This window comes from Adhaeribacter radiodurans, from assembly GCF_014075995.1.
GTDB classification, from domain to species: domain Bacteria; phylum Bacteroidota; class Bacteroidia; order Cytophagales; family Hymenobacteraceae; genus Adhaeribacter; species Adhaeribacter radiodurans.
This window is the reverse complement of record NZ_CP055153.1, coordinates 1,128,056-1,147,071: the sequence shown is the minus strand read 5'-3', so window position 1 is coordinate 1,147,071 and position 19,016 is coordinate 1,128,056. Positions and strand designations below refer to the sequence as shown.

Sequence of the window (19,016 nt, the reverse complement as noted above, 5' to 3'; positions counted from 1 at the left end):
GGAAAATTAAAACAATGAGTACAAATTCTTCTTCATTTCATCCTTAGTCCAATTATTAACCTGAAACCGGCCAATTTGATAAGGATCTGTGTGTTTATTTACTAATACATCATGAGTAGTAAAAGCAATCTGAAAACTTAGTTGCTTTAAAATTTGTAATGTTGTCTCGTTATAATTTCCAGATGGATAAGCAAAAGATTGAATGATAGAGTTTGTATGAAACTCTAAAAACCGCTTGGACTCAGCGATTTCTACTCGTTGTTCTTCCTCGCAATAACATGCAAGTGCTGGATGAGAAACAGTATGAGACCCAATTTCAAATAACTTATTACGGCTTAATTCACGCAGTTGCTCCAAGGTCATTGAGAAATTGCTAATGCAAGGTTGATTTGGAATTTTGCCCCAGTCTCTCACATTAGATAATACTTCTTGCTGTTCTGCATAAGGTAAAGGGCTTAAGAGCTTCCATAGTTTAATATAAAGTTGAGCACGGAGAGTAGTAGGCTCTAAGTAAGCATTCCAAAGTTTAATTTTTTGTTCTGTTACTTCGGTTAATGTTTCTTCCGTTTGTAAGTCAAAATAAAACCTAGTTCCGTTTAGATTCAAATTCAGGTGCCGAGGAAGAGATGAAGTTTGTAGTAAAATACGCGCTAATTCATCCCACCAAAATTCCTTGTATTGGTCTATGTGTTTGGTACTTATAAAAAACGTAGCAGGTAATTCATATTTTTCAAGAATGGGTTTAGCTACTTCAAAATTATCAGCATATCCATCATCAAAAGTAAGAACAACACGGGATCTTTTTACATTTTTAGCATTTACTTGCTCTATAAGTTGCGAGGAGGGAGCTACTAACCCGGTTTTTTTTAAAACTTGAAGTTGTTGTTCAAAGTTTAACGGGCTTACAGATAATTTCCATGGGTCAACCTCCGGTTGACCCACTCTATGGTACATTAAAACCAGAGTAGGTTGTTCATATATTTTATATACTTTTTTCTTCAGCCAATGATATATTTTCATGCGATACCGGCTTTGTAGCTTTAGCAGTAACTATCACTTGGAAATGTGAATCCTCAAAATCTAATTCTTCTTTTTTTAATTCTGGCAAACCCATTCCATACAGAAAAGCAGTAGCCACAAAAACATTTCCAAAGGTTTTTATTTCTACATTAATAGACGGAAAAACATCCGTTATTATTCTTTCCATAACCCGACCGGTAAAGGACCATAACCAAGTTTTCCCCCATTCACCGTGATCTATTGGTGTTATGCCAGGAACAGTAAGCAACAAAGTACCGCCTGGTTTTAAAATTCGAAAACAAGTACGGATTACAGCTTTATAATCGTAAACTAAATGCAATGTTTGAGTAAGAATTATACATTCGAAACTGTTATCAGGGATATGAGGAGCATTGCTTAAGTCACCAATAATGGTAGCAGCAGGATTACTATCATTTACGTGCAGAATTTCGCTTTGCAGACCATTTTTATTGCCAAATCGTAAAGTATACTCATTATCACCAATCTCCAAAACGCGTCCTCTGATGCTGGCAGCTTCTTTTTGAAGAAAATTTTCTATGTAATAGCGGTCTATTGGCCCACCGCGGTCGTAGCCAAAATATTCACTGAAAGGAGTTAAGCTTTTAAAATCGCCTGGTTCTACTTTCCCCACTTTCGGTTTGTAATTTTGAAATAGACCAAGCCGATGTAATAAACGTAAACTAAAGGCAGGGGCTCTTTTTTTTATTGTTGCATTTCTCACTAAAAATTGTGTTAACAAGTAACGAATATAAAATTTTGGCTTAAATTTCCAAAGAACATGCAAGGCATTTTTGGAAGGACTTGTTTTACCAATTTTAAGGCTAGCATAAAGTACACTGCAGTAATATTCTTTGAAATTCCTTAATCCCTCACGATAGGCCTTTCTCTCCAACTTTGAATCTAATTGAAACTCTTGGCGCTTAAGTACCGTTAAAGCTTGCGTTAACATCAATGGAATGTTATCCGACATATTGGCACCATGAAACCGGTAAGCCGTTAATTTAACCGTATGATGCAAAATAGGATGTTTTCGGGCCACTTTCAAGTACAAATCGTAATCTTCACAAGCCTTTAAATTCTCATCATACTGGAATTCATCAAATACCCACCGTCTATACATAACGGTACCATGCATTGCAATGTAATTACCCCTCAACAAATGCGCATAGTGATCTGATGATATTTCAATATCACCTTTATCAAATTTTTTTTTATCCGAAGTAATCAAGTCGTGGGCCCCGGATATAAAAGCTGTTTCGGGGTTCTGTTGTAAAATCTTGACATTATAGGCAATAGCATCTTCATACAATAAGTCGTCAGCATCCAGAAATACCAAGAAACTTCCGATAGCAGCTTTAATGCCGGTATTTCTGGCCGCCGAAAGACCTTGATTTTTTTGGTAGATATAATTTACTTGAGGATAATTAGCTGCAATTAGTTTTGTATCATCAGTAGAACCATCATCCACCACTATTATTTCAATGTTTTGGTACGATTGCTTTTGAACACTTTCAATTGCTTCGTGCAAATAAAGACCATGATTATAACAGGGGATAATAACTGAAACTAAAAAAGGTTCCAAAGGCAACATAGAAATAAGAACGTATAACTATTTTTAACTTCAAGAAAAATTATTGCTTTACAGTCTAATGTTTAAAAGTAAATCTTAAAACTTACTTAACCTGAAACCAGTGTACTTATATGTTTCGGAAAATATTACTATTCTATTGCATTATCTAGAAACATTTATAGCATATATGGCATAATAATTTTTTCTCTATTCCTACACATTCAATTAACATTTTTGAAGTGTAAAAAGAAATACCTATTTCTTTACAAATTCATAAGTTAAATAGGTACCTATCCACTTTCTTTGTATTTGGTTAAAGCGTGAATTACTCCATTGTTGTATGTCCTTATCTGTGATAAAAATATGATCAGATTGAACAGGCCATTTTTGGTTGAATAATGCAGTCCTTATTTTAGATTTAAGCATTCTCGTCAAACCATTTAGACCAAAGTATTTAAGCAGGGATTTATCAAGAAAATCCCTCCACAAGGGCTCCATATCTTCAAAAACTATAAAGAATCGACCACCTCTTTTTAGAACTCTTTGTACCTCATGAAAAACTTTTGCGGGATTACTTACATGATTAATGCTCCACAAAGAAAGAACTGAATCAAAAGTATTATCAGCAAACATTAAGAATTCACCTACCCCCATGACAAAATTAGGTTTGGTATTTAGGCAAGGGTACGCGTTGGAGAGCAATTTCCAATCCGAGCTAAGCCAATCAGCGGAAGGGTCAACTACTATATAGTTGCTTTTATCAGAGAGATAATGTCTAACTACACCAACGCCACCACCTAAATCTAAAATATTACCAGTTAATTGAGCAAAATATAACTTTAAAGGAGTATAATCATGTTCAAAAACAGATACTGCTGAAATAGTATCTGTTATTAAATTTTTGTACCATAGCTCCATATCCTCCTGTCTTTCTTCCCACTTACTTTCTTCTTTAATTATGGCGTTTTGGGGCAACAAATTAATGTATTCCTGGGTCTCTTGTAAAAATTTAGTACTGCAAGAATGACAGATAATCAAATCCTCTTTATAAAGAATATTTCCCTTACAAATTGGGCAGAAAAGATCAGTGTTAAAACATCGAATAGTTGAAACCATTACAAGGGATTAATAATGTAGAAAAAATTTCAACTTTAATAAATAATTAAAAGGCATCCGTAAAAGTTTAGGTAATAACCTTAATCAATTAGTATTTTTGAAAAACAAGTATCAAGCTTTTTTATTCTTAGCTTTACTTGTATTGAGAGCCGTTGTGTGCCATTCCAACTTGGGACGAACTAATCCGAACCATTCACCTGTATATTCTTTTCTCATTTCGCCATTATCTACTATAGTAACCATAAGCGATTCTTTTACTTCGGCCGCAGTGGCAGATACATTTTCCAGAATCCAAGCATTAATAATATAGGAACCTTCATTTAAGAAATTGCCGGGAATTTTCATTCTGGATTTGTAACGGCCACTTGAATACGCAAGGTTGGAGTAAGGATCTACATTGGCAGTGGCAGAAGACCAATTAGCCGAAGATAGCACCCCTACTTCAGTTAAACTCCGAAGTTCAAAGTAACTGGAAAGGAGGTTTCCTTCTTTATGATTGATGAATTCAACTTCGACATAAAAATCTTCGTTCATATAAAAATTACTACCGATTGTTTCATCATCCCGCAAAAGTCGGAGTGCAACTATTTGAACTCCGGATAATGGCTCCTTTGCAAGCTGCCAAGTAATCTCGGATTTTTCGTGTTTTGAAGAAAAATCAAGGTATGCTTCTACTGCTTCCTCAATGGAGCTGTCTAATAATACTCTTCCAGATCTTAGTAAAATACCTCGACTGCACAATTTTTTTACAGCTACCATATTATGACTCACAAATAGAATAGTTCTACCTTCTCCAGTTACCTCCTTCATTTTACCAATGCATTTTTTCTGAAACTCCGCATCTCCTACGGCTAAAACTTCATCCACTATTAAAATTTCAGGTTCTAAATGCGCGGCAACCGCAAAAGCCAAACGAACGTGCATCCCGCTACTATAACGCTTTACCGGAGTATCAATATGCCTTTCTACCCCTGAAAAGGCAATTATTTCGTCCAGCTTACTTCTGATCTCACGTTTTGTCATGCCCAAAATAGCGCCGTTTAGAAAAACGTTTTCCCGGCCAGTTAGCTCCGGATGAAAGCCAGTACCAACTTCCAGCAAACTTGCCACCCGACCTTTTATTTTTATCTCACCGAAAGTAGGTGAAGTTATCCTGGATAAAATCTTCAACAAGGTAGATTTTCCTGCCCCGTTTTTACCAATAATCCCTACTGCTTCTCCTTGTTTTATTTCAAAATTAATATCTTGCAAAGCCCAGAAATCATCTTTCCTGAAATAATTAGTACCAGCATTATCTAATCTAGAATATGGATCTTCTTTTCCCCGGAATCTGGCCCACCATTGATTTAAGTCTCGGCTTAGCGTGCCGGTTCCTATATTCCCTAATCTATACTTTTTACTCAACCCGTCAACCCGAATAACTACCTTTGTCATAACCTAATGATTTATATTACATCCATAAAGCTTTTTTCAACTTTATTAAAAATTAGAACCCCAATAAAAAGAGTAACCAAAGTAAATGTAATGCTGTAAGCGATATACCATATATTAACTTCCCCTACACCTAATAAAGAATACCTGAATATTTCAACAATAGGTGTTATAGGATTTGCCAGAATAAACGCCTTATACTTTCCGCTCAAGAAAGAGAGCGGATAAATAATAGGTGTAGCATACATTAACAATTGTATACCAAAAGTTACAAGAAAAACCAGGTCACGGTATTTAGTAGTTACTGATGAAATAATTATACCCAAGCCAAGTCCTAACAAAGCAATAACAAGAAGCAAAAAGGGTATAAAAAGCACGTAAGGATTAAACTTAATATTTACATCTAATATAAAATAATAGTAGCCAATTAAAACGAGTAAAATTCCCAATTGAATACAAAAGCTAATAAGCGCGGATAAAACACTAGATAAAGGAACAATTAACCTTGGAAAATATACTTTACCAAAAATACCCGCATTAGCGGTAAAGGTGTTAGCAGTAGTAGTAAGGCAAGTAGAAAAGTAATTCCAGATAACTAAACCCGATAAATAGAATAGCGCAGAAGGAATCCCATTGGTAGAAATTCCGGCTATTTTATTAAATATAATCACAAACATAAAAGTGGTGAGTATAGGCTGGATAATAAACCACAATGGACCTAAAATTGTCTGTTTATATAAAGAGACAAAATCGCGCTTTACAAACATAAATATTAAATCACGATATCTCCAAAGGTCATATAGGTGAAGATTGAACCAGGAAGTCTTTGATTTTATAATTAGTGACCAATTTTCGGATTCAACTAACTGGGACTGGTGGTGCATTTTAAAAATGTGTTATCCTGATTATATTAAATGTTATTAGATTAAAATGAAAAATATCTATTTATCTCAATCTACAATAAAAAATTCAATGTACAAAAACCACATCTAACCACTTAGGAGAGGTCTTCCAATTCGACCTAAAAAGCTTTAATTTCTTAATTGTACTAGTTTAAAAACCTTTAATTTATAAAAAGATATCTATCAAACGAAAATATTATTAACCTCAATTAAAAAGGTGTTAATAGTAATGGATTATAATTTTCTATATTCATTTCATCTATATAAAAGGTACATTATAAGTAAAATCAGAAATAAAAAAATTAAAGATAGTACTCAAGTGGTACGATGGTAAATTTACTTCGCCTTGGCAAATAGAGTGCTTCTATTATCATAATTGTTAGCTTATTATCCTCGGCAATGTTTATTGTCTTTGGAAATAAATAAGCAATCAAAAATAGAAAGATTGTCTAACCATTGAAAATTTTGATTGGCAAAGTGTCCTCATAAGCAAGACAGGTCCTTGATGAAGCCGTAAAGCTTTATAATAAATAAATTTTTCGTGTATTTGAGCTTTCAGTTATACAAAAGAACAAGTTATTAAATTAGTTATTCTTTTGTATAAAATTTAATATACTTTCAAAATAAACTTAATGTATAATTTAAGTATATGATAATAAAGTTCCGGGGACTTATTTAAACTTAAAGCTAGTTTTACCTGGGAGAATGCCAGCTTCTTATTGCGGGTTTCCCCCCAAATAACATTTGCCCGGCTTAGACTAATAAGTGCACATTCCTTTTGTGCTTTAGCTGTAAGTTTTTTCTTATCTTCTGGTAAATATTGTTGCACATAGTATATAGCTCTTGCATAATCATTGGCTATCTGCCCTGATGAAATAGAATTTTCATGTCTTCGGTATTCAGCAAAGATTTCTGGTGTATATGCAACAGAGTAATTTTTTGCAATTCTTACCCACATTTCCCAATCTTCTCCATAAATCGTCCCATAAAAGCTTCCTAATTTTTCATAAACCTCCCGCCGAACAGCCATAGCTACAAATTGGATGCGTTGAATTTTTGAAATTCTTAAAAACCAGTTTTTTAATATTCCATCTTCTTTTTCTTCTGGAGCCTGGTCATGGTACTTTTCACCGAATTCATCTATAAAACTATAATTACAAAAGGCAGCTCCCACTTCTGGATATCTTTCGAAAAGCCAAGTTAGTTTCTCATAGAAACCTACTTTAACCCGGTCATCTCCGTGCAGCAGATGAACTAGTTTGCCCTTTGACCGGTTAATGCATGTTTCAAAATTACGCAGACTCCCAACATTTATAGGTTGTCGATAATACTGTACTCGGCCTTTTCCAAGACTTTTCACGATCTCTTCAACATTCGCATCGGTGCTGGCATCATCTACAACTTCAATTTGCATATTCAATTCTCCTAAATCTTGGGACAGTACACTTTCTAGCACAATAGGCAGATAATTGGAACAGTTATAAACCGGAATCATAACTGACCATAAAGGACGCTTTTCACATACTGGAAGAGGCAAAATCGTAGGCGGCGAAGATGGAATACGATCCATTTAAATTAAATAATTGTAAATAACCTTAAAACTTAGGATTTTAATATATAAATTTATAATTATAAAAAAGTTTATATCAATTATTAATAATATAAAATATTATTAATAATTGATATAAAGAATATGTGAAAATTAATCTCCACTTTAAATAAAGATATAAATCTATTTTGTAAAACAATTTATTCCAATTATATGGAGTTTCAACTACTTGGCTATAAGAAAAGTTCAAAATAAAATCAATAAGATTAAATTAACACAACTTTGGTCATATAGCGCAAATAAAAATAAGTGAGCCATTCATGGCATATATCAAATTTTTATTGGTTAATCAATATAACAATCATGTCAACATATTCTGAAGTTTTAATGTAATTAAAACAGAAATAGAAGTTCCCACAAAGGCTTCAATTTATAAAAGCATGTAAAAAGCCATGGAAGCAGCCTCTTATATTGCCTATCTTTTAAGCGAGCTTCGTAAAATAAGTTGTGTTAAGGCCAGTGAAGTGTTAGCAGTTTTATATGATGAGGTCAACCGTTTTCTGTTGAAAAATGATTTTACAGGCAAAGAACTATTTGAAGCAGTAAAGTCCGGGATATGTCTGCAGGGTGGTACTTTATCGGCGGATGATTCGGTGCCGGATAAACCCTTTACTGATTTAGAAACAACAGAGCTAGTTGGCTTTTTCTGGTCGGGCAGACATCATAAAAAGGTCAAGGGCATTAACCTGATTGCCTGTTTTACACCGATCCATCTGGCTTGCGATTTCTAGTAAATTTCCGGGCAAATCGTTTTAGTGATGGTAAAAGTAAGCATGATTACTTTCAGCAAATGCTCACCAAGTGCTTTACCTGGGGGCTGCGCCCAGATTGTGAAAGCGCTGATAGCTGGTATGCTTCCCTTCAGAACCTAAAGTTCCTTAGAAAACAGGAAGTAGGATTTTTGGCCGGATTGAAAGCCAACCGCCTTGTCTCTGGTCAGCCCGGCCGCTACGAGCAGGTGGCTGCTTCCTTTAACAATACCCTAAGTTCTTCAAAAACCTGCTTTATCTGTAATACATCGTGGTGCTGACCAGCTTGAGGAGAAGAACAAGCTAACATTAAACCTTGGCTATCGGCTAAAAACAAGCTATTACAACTCTTTGCCGCTTTTCTAGTTTAATAGCCGATGTAATCACCGCCGTTCTTGCATATAGTTTGACTACCATGTAACTGCACACTCTGGTAAATCAAAGAGTTTGCGTTGACTCTTTAAATGTTCTACCCACACTTTTCGAAAGCTACCGTCCTTAACCCACTTTCTAAAATGATAATAGACACCCTGCCAGCAAAGTAGTTGTTTACCAAAGAATACTCCAGTCGGCAATTGCCGCCACTGACAACCTGTTTTTAGCTTATACAGGATCGCCCTTAGGATAGCTACCTGTTCAACCTTGGGCTTTTTTCCTCTATTTCCAACACTTAGAAAAGGAACAATCCACTTGTTTATGTTATCTTTACTGATGAGTTCCATTGGAGTAAGATTAAAGTAAGAGGACTTCGCAAACACTTTTACTTCTTCCTCCTTTGGAAGTTTAAAAATCTAAACAGCTTCTTCTTAAATACTTACCCTTTAAGTAATTCCTATATGATTAAGACAATGCATAAATCTTGCATTTAAACTTAAATCATTCCCTAATTTGAAACCTACACCAGTAGTAGTACCAATATTACGCTCTTCTGTTTCGTGGGTGGTGTCAGTAATTCCGTCATTAATCTTTTCTTTAGCTTTTATTAATAAATCAAATTGAGGACCTGCTACAAAACTAATTTTTGGTAATAGCTTGTATTTAAAAAGCACTGGCAGTGAAAAACAATTATGCTTATAACCTGTTCCTATACTTTTATTTTCTCCGCCAACTTGAGAATATAAATACTGTTTTTGAAAATACAATTTGTAATATATAAGTACTCCTAAAATCAAACCAACTAAAAAGTCCATCCGCCAAGAGGGTGTTATCGGAACGGAAGGTTGAGGATAACATTTATTAAAATTCATTTTTATAAAACTTAAGGTAGTGTGCTAAAAATAAGGATGAATAATTGAGAAAAAAGAAATGAGAACAAAGTAACGTAAACTAGAAATTGCCAAACCTCTAGCTTATGAACCATTGTCCTCATTGCCACAGTATAAAAATAGTTAAAAATGGGAAAACCTGTACGGCAAGCAGAATTATAAATGTCATTTTTGCGAAAGACAAGCCGTGGAAAGAAAAATAGAAGCCGGCTTAAAGCCAGAAACCCTGCTGAAGCGGTTACTCTTAGAAAGGTTGTCCCTGCGGGCAATTGCGCGCATATTGCAAGTAAGCTTAGGCTGGCTGATGCCTCGTATCCAGCATATATGGGAACAAGAGCCCATGATTTAGCCGCTTATGCGGCTGTCTTAGAAACAGGGCAACACCAAGCTGAAGGAAAGCCGCAGACCATCCCAATCGAAAGGTTGAACAATACCATACGCCAACGCTGTAGTAGAGCTGTAGTAGATTAATCCGGAAAACGCTGTCTTTCTCTAAATCCTAGCACCATCATTATCTTGCCCTGCATTTTCTCCTGGTTAATCTCAATCTTGAAAAGTTGGCAACTAAACCATCCTTATTTTAAGTATACTACCTAATTTAATCCTAATTTTAGACCAAAACTAATTTTTAAAGAATTTTTTGGTAATATTTCACTTTTAAAATGCAGAGAAGGATTTTGGCCTCGATTTCTTTCAACTAAATTATTCCCTATTAATACCTTTCTAAACTGAGAAAAATTAGAATTAATTTGACCAAACTAAGATAAGCCAAGAAGAAGAAATGATAATTTAAATAGAAAGCTTTATAAACAGGATGAAAGCATTTCAAACATATTTTATGATAAAATTATTATTATAAGTCACCAATCAGTTGCATCAAGCATTCTCCTTAAATATTAATACTTTAAGACGCAATCTTCAAGTGATTTCATTATATTATCGATAGACAGATACCTTTCCGCATAAGACCGAGCATTAGCAGTAATAGCTTCTTTATTTTCACAATGTAATGCTTTCCGTATTCCTTGATTCAATGCTTCTTGATTTTCTGCCTGTACTAACATTCCCATTTTATATTTATCTATTAATGTATGTAGGCCAGACCCTATGTTGGCTGTTATCAGGGCCAATCCACCTACAGCTAAAATAGTGGTTAATTTAGAAGGCATTACCAAATCGCTGGCATTGGCTTTCTGAATAACTAAGTGCAGATCAGCTACGTTTAGAAACCTGTTAAATAATTCAAAAGGCTGTAAAGGTAGAAAAATTACATTTCGTAAATGTAGCTCTTTGGCTAAGCTTTGCAGTTTTCCTCTATATGGACCTGATCCACAAATCACAAACTTCCACTCTTCAATATGCTTAGCTTGGTTGGCTGCGTACAAGATTGATTCTAAACCTTGTTTTTCGCCAATAGCTCCCGAATATAAAATTATTTGATCATTAGCTTTAAAACCGAACATTTCTTTTAAAGCATTTCGATCTTTAATTGGGAAAAACAGATTATTGTCTGTCCAGTTCGGTAATAAAAAAATTTCTTTTTTTGCTTTCTCCCTAATTTTTTGAACCATTCCTTCGGAGATACTACTAATAACATCACTTTGGTTAAAAATATAGTTCTCTAACCTAAATAAGCTTTTTATAATTTTGTCAGATTTAATAATCTGCAGGTCTCTGGCTACCTCAATCTGCATATCCTGAATATGGTAAAACAGCTTTGCACTACGCACTTTTTTATATAAAATTCCCAACAAGCCAAACTGAAAAGAGGGAACTACAGTAAATACCCAGTTATATTTTTTACCAGGTATTAGCTGAATCAATTTAAAAAATGCGGTTATTAAAAATGAAAAATCTAACAGAACTCTTTTTAAACCTGATGGATTGGACGGAACATACATGGGGCAACGATGAACTACTATTTTACCTCCAGATTCAAATATTTGTTCCTCAATTTTATACCAATATCTATTCTTGTAATAAGGTTCTTGTACTTTCCAAAAAGGATAATAAGGATAAGTAGTAATTACTGTACAATGATAACCTTGATTCGCAAGCCAATAAATCATTTCTCCACTATATTTCCCAATACCAGTAGGCTCTGGATGAAAATTGTATCCAAGAAGCAGAATCCGCTTTCCCATTCAAAGAAACTTGTTTACGCTTTAATTAAGTTGACAAACAAAGTTATTCAAGCTTTTGAATTCATATATTAATAATACCACTTTTTTAATTGCTTTAAATTCTAATGAATTCTTATTTTGAGCATATTGTAACTCATATATCAATATCAAATTGTTCCAAAATGATTGTTCTGGTTATAGGTATAACTAAACCAAAAAGCGAACCCATACTTCCCCAAATTACATCCAACCAATCAAAAGATCTATAAGGAATAAATAACTGACCCGCTTCTGCAATTAATACAAATATGGTAAGAACAAACAATGCCTTAAACCAATTGAATCATGGATAATTTCTTACATTAAGGCCTAATCAGGTAAAATACACAAAAATATACATGAACTCCAATGCATATTGCATTATTACTACTTACATCAGCCCATTCTGGCAGCCATTTAGGAATAAACCATACTCTACTTAAATTTGGGTGTGGCTACTAACTCATAAAATAAACCAAATGCCAACTAAAGCAAGTACAGGAGGCAAGATTAACCGAATTTCATAAATACTTAACTTTACTATATTTAGATTTAAGCGACAGAATAGAATTCCTTTAATTTTATAAAATTAGTTTCGCTGAATTTTCACTTATATAAAAATAACTTTTACTATTAAATCCGCAATAATTACGTTAATACTTGAAGGTTTTCGTACTTAAAATAACTTAAACTTTCCAGAATAATGATCAAAAAAGAAATGATAAAAAGTAACAGAATAACAGATTCACTTTTTTCAATTCTGAAATTTGATAACATTTATTAACAATAAAAACAACCTTTTAATAAGTATTAATTTATAATTCCTTTAAGCTTTGAATGATTAATTAAAAAGGAAGCTACAAGACAGATAAAACATACTAAAATTGCAGAAACAAATGCTAACGAAAGCTCAAAGAATTCCGTTCCTTTAATAATTCGTAATGGTTTAGTAAAAGGTTCTAACAAAGTTATTACTAAAGGATTCATCACGAATATAGTCATTGTATTTTGCCCAACGTATTTGACAGAACGACCATAAAATGAATTTGCATCTAATCTAATGGGCAATCTAACAAAACCATAAATCAGCAAAGAAGAACTAATAAGTACAGCAGGTGTAATGTAAGCTGAATGTTCAAATCGATTTGCATTTAAAAACCAAAACTCTAAAGGTATAAGTATAACACCAAGGCAACAAACCCAATGACCCTTAAAATTTGGATTACGGGCTAAATGAATTCCCAAAATTGCAAATACTATCCAGAAAACAACTGGTCGATCTCCAAGAGATTTAATAAACGTTGGCATTACATGATACCAATAACCATAAATAACAAAAATAATTATTGAACATGTAATAGTTAGATATAACAAGTGCTTATGGTCATATATTTTTCGTAATACAAAGAAGAAAACTATAAGCTGAAATAGTATAATAAAGAAATACTGTCCTGCCCAACCATAACCTAACCAATATTTCGTAATTGCTTTTACAAAAGTTATTTTAAACCAATCTTCTGTAAGAAAAAAATAAACCGCTGACCAAATAAAAAAGACAATAAATAAATGAGTGAGTTTAGCTTTAGAATAAGGGTATAATGACTTTCCTTTTTGAAGTGAAACTTCAAAAAAAAAGGACCAAAAAACAATAAATACTGGAACGCAAAACCGAAATAGTGATTCAAAACACTTCCCAAATTGAGTATCCCCACTTAATAATCCATTTCCATGAATAAAAACTACACCAAATATTGAAATGCATTTAAGGATATCAGCAGAAGCATCACGATTTTGCATTTCATTGTATTATTATATTCAACAGTATAAAATTGAAAATAATTTATTAAAGATTAATCGTTAATTTGAATTTAATTTACATTTTACATCTACAATTAGTTACTTATTACTTAATGTTTTGTATTCTTGAATTTTGCAATAAACTTGTGTAAAGTACGACATTTTGAGGATTGCAAATGCCCAACCTCTAGCCCCATCTCTAAATCCTCCTAACAGAAAAAAGCTACCAAAAAAATATATTGGACCAATAAAAACATTTTGCATAAGTTGGTATTTCAACCGTTGTTTCCAAGTCCATTTTTTTAAATTTCTATCTATTTTTGATGCTTTCAGAAAACGTGCTGCTTCCCAACTTGCATACTCATTGTGTTTTATAATATAATGAGAGATTCCTTGAAAATCTTTGTGGTCAATTTTACTTTGAATCACTCCTATATCACCTGTAAGAACTGGATGCTCATGCACTTCCATATCCAACTTGCTCCATTGGTCCTCATCTATTTGCTCATATTCACCAAACCCTACCCGAAATAGAGCTAGTTTCCGTAATGGATAACCTCCTTTTAACTGTTTACCTAAAAAGTTGACTGTGTAATTTAACCAATAACCTACCTTGTCATCAAATTTAAGCTTTTCACGTAGTTCTAATTTAAAATCATTTGTGAGATATTCATCGGCATCCAAAAACAAAACCCATTTAGTTATTGGTTTATAAGTTCTTAAGAACCAATTTCTCTTTTTAGGAAACTTCCCATCCCAAGTAAAATCTAATACCTTTGCTCCAAATTCTTTGGCAATTTCCTTAGTTCTGTCTGTACTACCTGAATCAAGTACGATGATCTCTTGGGCTAAAGTACTACCAATGGCAGCTAAACAACCAGGCAAGTTCCTTTCTTCATTTTTAACGGGAATGGCAACAGTTAAATCGAGTTTTAAGGACATTTTTGATTTTAAATGGATGATGAATGAATTTTACATGTTAATGTATAAGTCATTGTTTATTTGTTTTGCGCTCCAGTTAATAAGGGAAATTCTAATTTTAGCTCTTCGGATATTCTTTCTTTGATTGGTTTGCAAGGAAATCCGGAGCACACCATCCAAATTGGCATATCTTTGGTTACAACTGATCGTGCGCCTATAACACATCCATCACCAATGGTTACACCTGGATGCACAAATGCTTCGGCAGCAATCCATACGTAATTACCTACATTTATAGGTTTAGTAATAAGTGGAAATCCAATTTTGGTATAATCGTGAGTTCCTGTTATAAGGTGGGCACCTTGTGACAGGACTGCCCGGGTACCAATGGTTATTTTACCTTGGGAGTAAAGAATTACTCCATTTGCAATGCCACATTCACTACCAAGTTCTAAATTCCATGGAGCCCAAATTTTGACCTTTGGATAAACATGAACTCCTTTGCCTATTTTTGCACCAAATGTACGGAGAAGAAAAGATCGCCACCAGTGAAATGTTCGTGGAGAAAAACGAAAGAACAAGATTGCTACTAAATTCCAAACAACACGGGCAAGACGATTACCTATAGAAAAAGAAGGCCCAATATGCGTGTTATGATTATGCATTATTTAAATACTAATTTTTAAGTGAAGGAGAATTGCTATTATCTTTTAGTTTTTCAAAGCATTTAACAACTTTACTGTAGCTTGATATATAGAAAAATGTGTATTAAAGCATCTTCTAGCAGATCTAGCCATTCTTTGTCTTTCTTCAAAGGACAAAAGCAACCAACTTTCCAATAATTTTGAGGTTCCTTTAATTGAATTATCACCAATTATGCCACCACCTGATGACTGGATTTCCCTCCAGATATTAACTTGATTAGATATTAATACTGGCTTACTGCAAGCTAAAGCCTCTACTACAGCTATACCAAAATTTTCCTGATGACTTGGTAGTATAAAGGCCTCACTGCCATAAAATGCGCCCCATTTTTCATTACCTAATAGCATGCCTGGAAAAAAAACTAAATCGTGCAGTTCCGGAGATTCAGAAACTATTTGTTGTAGATATTTCCCATAGGTAGTTTCCAGACCTGGTCCAGCTATTATCAACTTAGGTATTTTAGTATATATAGATTTTTTTTGTATCATCTCACTTGTTAAAAGTTTTACACATGTAGACTCATTTTCATCTTCAGACCTTTTGTTTACTAATATTTTAAAAGCATTTAACAACAAATTGATACCTTTTTTTTCATGAATTCGGCTGATGAAAAGAATATAGGGACTATCCTTTACCTCAGGACATTTTTCCAGGAATGCATCTTGCATTAAGGTGGTATAAGGAGGAGGCTCTTCGACTCCCAAACCAACAATAATTTCCCGCTTTGGGCTGTAAGGCCGAAATGATTGAGCAGCTAAAACATGTTCCTCTCTACAAGTATAAAGTATTCCATCAGCCTCGTTCACGTTCCTACCTTCTATTAATTTCCAATACGCCCAATTACGCAAAGCTTTTAGCTTCCTTCCGGGAGCTTTCTGAAAATAGGGATCTAACATGCCGTGAGGCATAATAAAAAGTTTTGGCAAATTGTTTATTTCCTGCTTACCTATAAAATGCCTCTTATTTGAAATATACAAAGCTTTAGTTAATGCAAATCCAGGGTAAAGCCATAAGCCGTGACAGATCACTACATCAAACCGAACCAAATTTTCTGTAAGCCAGCTAAAAAGCAAAGGACTATACCCCCAAGAACTTTTACCTGGCCCTAGAGCATGAATTTGAAATGAATCTTCCGTAGAAAAACGAGAATCAGGTGCATCTAAACTAGTTACCTCGTTGTGAATGCCAAATTCTTCAAGACCCGCAATCATTGTTCGTACAGCCTGGCACACTCCTCCCATTATTGGATTCATACTACCTATCACATGTAGTAACTTCATGCCATTTTGTTTGATTGAAGTATGCTTTTATAATTAACCTCTAACTCATCTATAATTAGAGAGGCCTTAAAACGCTGCACATTTAAAAGACCTTTTTCCAAAACTGATTGGCGGTTTTCTGGAGAAAGCCCTAGAACATTACTCACAACTTTAGCAGCATCAGTTGCCCAAGAAATCGCTCTAGCATGGTTAGGTCGCCGAGGAATAAAAAAGCCGGCATTGCCAGCAACTTCTGTCATAGGAGCTTCATCAGTTGTAATAACCGGGCATCCGGAAGCCATTGCTTCCGCTATGGGCCATCCAAATCCTTCGGCTAACGATGGAAAAATAAAAACGGAAGCCCCTGAATAAGCTAAACGGACGAGACTATCCTCTATTCCACTTAGAAAATAAATCTCAGACTTATACAAGGATTGAGCATGTACTTGCATTATTTCCGGAGAGGGAGGTTCCCCTATCAATATGAGAGGCAATTTCGAACCAACAGTTGACCGCCAAGCATCGTATATTTCAATAACACCTTTCCGGTTTTTATACCATTGATTTCCTCCTACATGAAGTAAGTAACCTGATTTCAAGTCAATCTTAACTTGGGCTGCAAGCAAATCCTTTGCAATGGAGGCGTCAATTGGTGAAAAAGGTTGGTTTAAAAAATTGTAAACTAATTTAGAACTAAAAGGTTTTCCTGCTAAAAACCGGTGCAGGTCTTCTTTTGTTTTTTGAGAAGTAGGAATAAAATGTTTTCCCTGCCTAAATCCGTGACGTATGAGTTTCTGATATTGGCGGCCAGTCCAGGTAATTTGGTTTTCCTCTATTTCACCTAAAGCAGAGCGTTGGGCAAGAAAATCGTGGCAATGGATTACATGAGGCCTATTCATTACCAGTGGCACCCAAATCCCTAAACCATTATCAGTAAAAACAAAAAGAGTATTTGAGGGACATTTTTTTAAACGGCTGCGCACCTTTTGGGGAAATATTACATATTGATCAATATAGCCCATCCACTTTTTAAATAATTTAGGCAAAGGCATCTGAAAGAATAGAGGTTGTGGGGACCATATAGCTACTTTATGCCCACGTTGGTTCATACCTTCCGCTAACACATTTGCAAAACGAGGCATACTCTGGTGCCCAAGAAAATCAGGATGAGCAAAGAAAACTATATTCATCAAAAAGTAGTATTCTATTTATAAACAATAGTAATAGCCAAATTAATAACCAATAATTAAATATCCATTATATATTATTTAAAAAAGCATCCGCTGTGGCCTTAATAGAGTAAGGTATTAATTTTTGAGTTGCCCATTCAAAGCTTCGGGGATATTTAGCAAATTCTGTTACATAGGTTGCAAGTTCTAAAGCATTATCATCCTTAAAAACTTTGAACCGTTCCCATGAGCTAAAATCAGCACTACTACCTACCATATCACTCACAATAACTCCACACCCAGCTTGCATAGCCTCATTAGCAACAAGTCCCCAGGTCTCACCCATCTGTCGGGAAGGCAAAACTAAAATATCCATTCCAAGATAATGTCCCGCTAATTGAGTTTGATTAACAAAACCAGCAAAGAAACTTCGTACGCCAAATTTTTGTAAAGCATTTTCTGATAATCTTTTTAAAGCTATTTCGAGTGGCCCGCTACCTATAAAATACAAACATAACTTTAGTCTTAAATCTTCAGGCAGGTATTCCAGCATTTGAAATAGTATTTCGGGATTTTTTTTTGTAATAAATTTCCCTGAAAACCCTACAACAAAATCGGAGAATAAAATGCCTGCACTTTCACGTGTTTGGTTACGCAATTGTACCTTTTGGTGGTTTGTCATTAAAGCAAAACGATCAACAGTTCCGTACCGGGCAGATTTAAGTTTAAAAGAAGGCACTCCATGCATTAAGTAATGCTGATGGTTAAGTTCTCCAATGTAGAATATAGTACCAAACCTCTTATAAATAATTCGATATATTAAAGCACGGAAAATTGATTTAGCTTTTGAACGGGGTGCCGCTTTATCCTGGGTTTCACAACGCAACCATAATGGAATACCTTTACGAATTGCCTGCACATAGGCTACCAGATCGTAGCGATAGTTTAGACCTGTGAGCAAGATTGCTTTAGGCTTTAAATCTTCTATTATTTGCTTTACACCTTTACCCGTTAAGGAGCCCCAATCCGAAAGAGGTTTTCCTTTTTCACAATTCAGTATGGTGTGGGCGTACCCGGTTAGCATAGGCTCATCCCAGGAGACGGTACGGCCAAACTCCTCATCGGCATGCCCGCGTACAGAACAGTCAGAAGCATATACTACATGCACACTACCAGGCATCGCCGCCTCCATCATTTGCCAAATAGGTACCCGGTATTGAACTGGGTGTGAATCAAATACTAAAAGTTTTAGATTATGCATTTAAAATTGATTGTTCTAAAAACAAAAGCGGTAAAAAGACATATATATACACCCCTACA

At 34.6% G+C, this 19,016-nt stretch carries 17 protein-coding genes and 1 pseudogene; 2 read left to right on the top strand and 16 right to left on the bottom strand.

Going from position 1 to position 19,016, the window contains the following annotated elements:
• Window positions 1-6: 6 nt before the first annotated feature.
• The 6 genes from HUW48_RS05080 to HUW48_RS05055 all read right to left on the bottom strand — a co-directional run bounded on the left by HUW48_RS05080 (window position 7) and on the right by HUW48_RS05055 (window position 7,630).
• Window positions 7-1,020: a polysaccharide deacetylase family protein gene (locus HUW48_RS05080; protein WP_182414644.1), complete on the bottom strand. Its 1,014-nt coding sequence runs from the start codon at window positions 1,018-1,020 to the stop codon at window positions 7-9.
• Window positions 983-2,632 (bottom strand): glycosyltransferase, encoded by a 1,650-nt coding sequence (locus tag HUW48_RS26955; protein WP_182414643.1) that lies wholly within the window; start codon window positions 2,630-2,632, stop codon window positions 983-985. Before HUW48_RS26955 ends, HUW48_RS05080 begins: the two co-directional genes overlap by 38 nt.
• A gap of 234 nt (window positions 2,633-2,866) precedes the next feature.
• Window positions 2,867-3,727, bottom strand: a complete 861-nt coding sequence (locus tag HUW48_RS05070; RefSeq protein ID WP_182414642.1) for a class I SAM-dependent methyltransferase — start codon at window positions 3,725-3,727, stop codon at window positions 2,867-2,869.
• A 111-nt stretch (window positions 3,728-3,838) separates the two neighbouring features.
• Window positions 3,839-5,161 carry an ABC transporter ATP-binding protein gene (locus HUW48_RS05065; protein ID WP_182414641.1) on the bottom strand — a complete coding sequence of 441 codons (1,323 nt, stop codon included), beginning with the start codon at window positions 5,159-5,161 and terminating at the stop codon, window positions 3,839-3,841.
• Window positions 5,162-5,172: 11 nt separating this feature from the next.
• Window positions 5,173-5,925, bottom strand: coding sequence for an ABC transporter permease (locus HUW48_RS05060; RefSeq protein WP_246343698.1), 753 nt, complete (start codon window positions 5,923-5,925; stop codon window positions 5,173-5,175).
• A gap of 742 nt (window positions 5,926-6,667) precedes the next feature.
• Window positions 6,668-7,630, bottom strand: a complete 963-nt coding sequence (locus HUW48_RS05055; RefSeq protein WP_182414639.1) for a glycosyltransferase family 2 protein — start codon at window positions 7,628-7,630, stop codon at window positions 6,668-6,670.
• Window positions 7,631-8,061: 431 nt separating this feature from the next.
• On the opposite strand from HUW48_RS05055, the pseudogene HUW48_RS27675 reads away from it, so the two are divergent.
• Window positions 8,062-8,630 (top strand): annotated as a pseudogene (locus HUW48_RS27675) (IS701 family transposase); the annotation flags it as partial.
• A gap of 198 nt (window positions 8,631-8,828) precedes the next feature.
• Here HUW48_RS27675 and HUW48_RS05040 read toward each other — a convergent pair.
• Window positions 8,829-9,140 (bottom strand): transposase, encoded by a 312-nt coding sequence (locus HUW48_RS05040; RefSeq protein WP_182414636.1) that lies wholly within the window; start codon window positions 9,138-9,140, stop codon window positions 8,829-8,831.
• A gap of 99 nt (window positions 9,141-9,239) precedes the next feature.
• A complete protein-coding gene (locus tag HUW48_RS05035) occupies window positions 9,240-9,665 on the bottom strand; it encodes an outer membrane beta-barrel protein (RefSeq protein ID WP_182414635.1) in 426 nt (141 codons plus the stop codon).
• Between the two features lie 205 nt (window positions 9,666-9,870).
• Between HUW48_RS05035 and HUW48_RS05030 the strand changes: the two genes are divergently transcribed.
• The gene (locus HUW48_RS05030; protein WP_182414634.1) at window positions 9,871-10,032 is read left to right on the top strand and encodes a hypothetical protein; all 162 of its coding nucleotides are present in this window, start codon (window positions 9,871-9,873) and stop codon (window positions 10,030-10,032) included.
• Between the two features lie 547 nt (window positions 10,033-10,579).
• Here HUW48_RS05030 and HUW48_RS05025 read toward each other — a convergent pair.
• From HUW48_RS05025 to HUW48_RS04990, 8 genes are all read right to left on the bottom strand, one after another.
• Complete coding sequence (locus tag HUW48_RS05025; protein WP_182414633.1) at window positions 10,580-11,827, bottom strand: WcaI family glycosyltransferase; 1,248 nt, start codon at window positions 11,825-11,827, stop codon at window positions 10,580-10,582.
• A gap of 133 nt (window positions 11,828-11,960) precedes the next feature.
• A complete protein-coding gene (locus HUW48_RS27550; protein WP_182414632.1) occupies window positions 11,961-12,131 on the bottom strand; it encodes a hypothetical protein in 171 nt (56 codons plus the stop codon).
• A gap of 524 nt (window positions 12,132-12,655) precedes the next feature.
• The gene (locus HUW48_RS05015) at window positions 12,656-13,642 is read right to left on the bottom strand and encodes an acyltransferase family protein (protein WP_182414631.1); all 987 of its coding nucleotides are present in this window, start codon (window positions 13,640-13,642) and stop codon (window positions 12,656-12,658) included.
• Between the two features lie 99 nt (window positions 13,643-13,741).
• Window positions 13,742-14,584 (bottom strand): glycosyltransferase family 2 protein, encoded by an 843-nt coding sequence (locus HUW48_RS05010; RefSeq protein WP_182414630.1) that lies wholly within the window; start codon window positions 14,582-14,584, stop codon window positions 13,742-13,744.
• Window positions 14,585-14,640: 56 nt separating this feature from the next.
• Window positions 14,641-15,228, bottom strand: a complete 588-nt coding sequence (locus tag HUW48_RS05005; protein WP_182414629.1) for an LbetaH domain-containing protein — start codon at window positions 15,226-15,228, stop codon at window positions 14,641-14,643.
• A 45-nt stretch (window positions 15,229-15,273) separates the two neighbouring features.
• Entirely contained in the window at window positions 15,274-16,548 is a 1,275-nt protein-coding gene (locus HUW48_RS05000; RefSeq protein ID WP_182414628.1) for a glycosyltransferase, read from the bottom strand.
• Window positions 16,545-17,717 (bottom strand): glycosyltransferase, encoded by a 1,173-nt coding sequence (locus HUW48_RS04995; protein WP_182414627.1) that lies wholly within the window; start codon window positions 17,715-17,717, stop codon window positions 16,545-16,547. Before HUW48_RS04995 ends, HUW48_RS05000 begins: the two co-directional genes overlap by 4 nt.
• Before the next feature lie 67 nt (window positions 17,718-17,784).
• Window positions 17,785-18,957 carry a glycosyltransferase gene (locus tag HUW48_RS04990; RefSeq protein ID WP_182414626.1) on the bottom strand — a complete coding sequence of 391 codons (1,173 nt, stop codon included), beginning with the start codon at window positions 18,955-18,957 and terminating at the stop codon, window positions 17,785-17,787.
• Window positions 18,958-19,016: the final 59 nt, after the last annotated feature.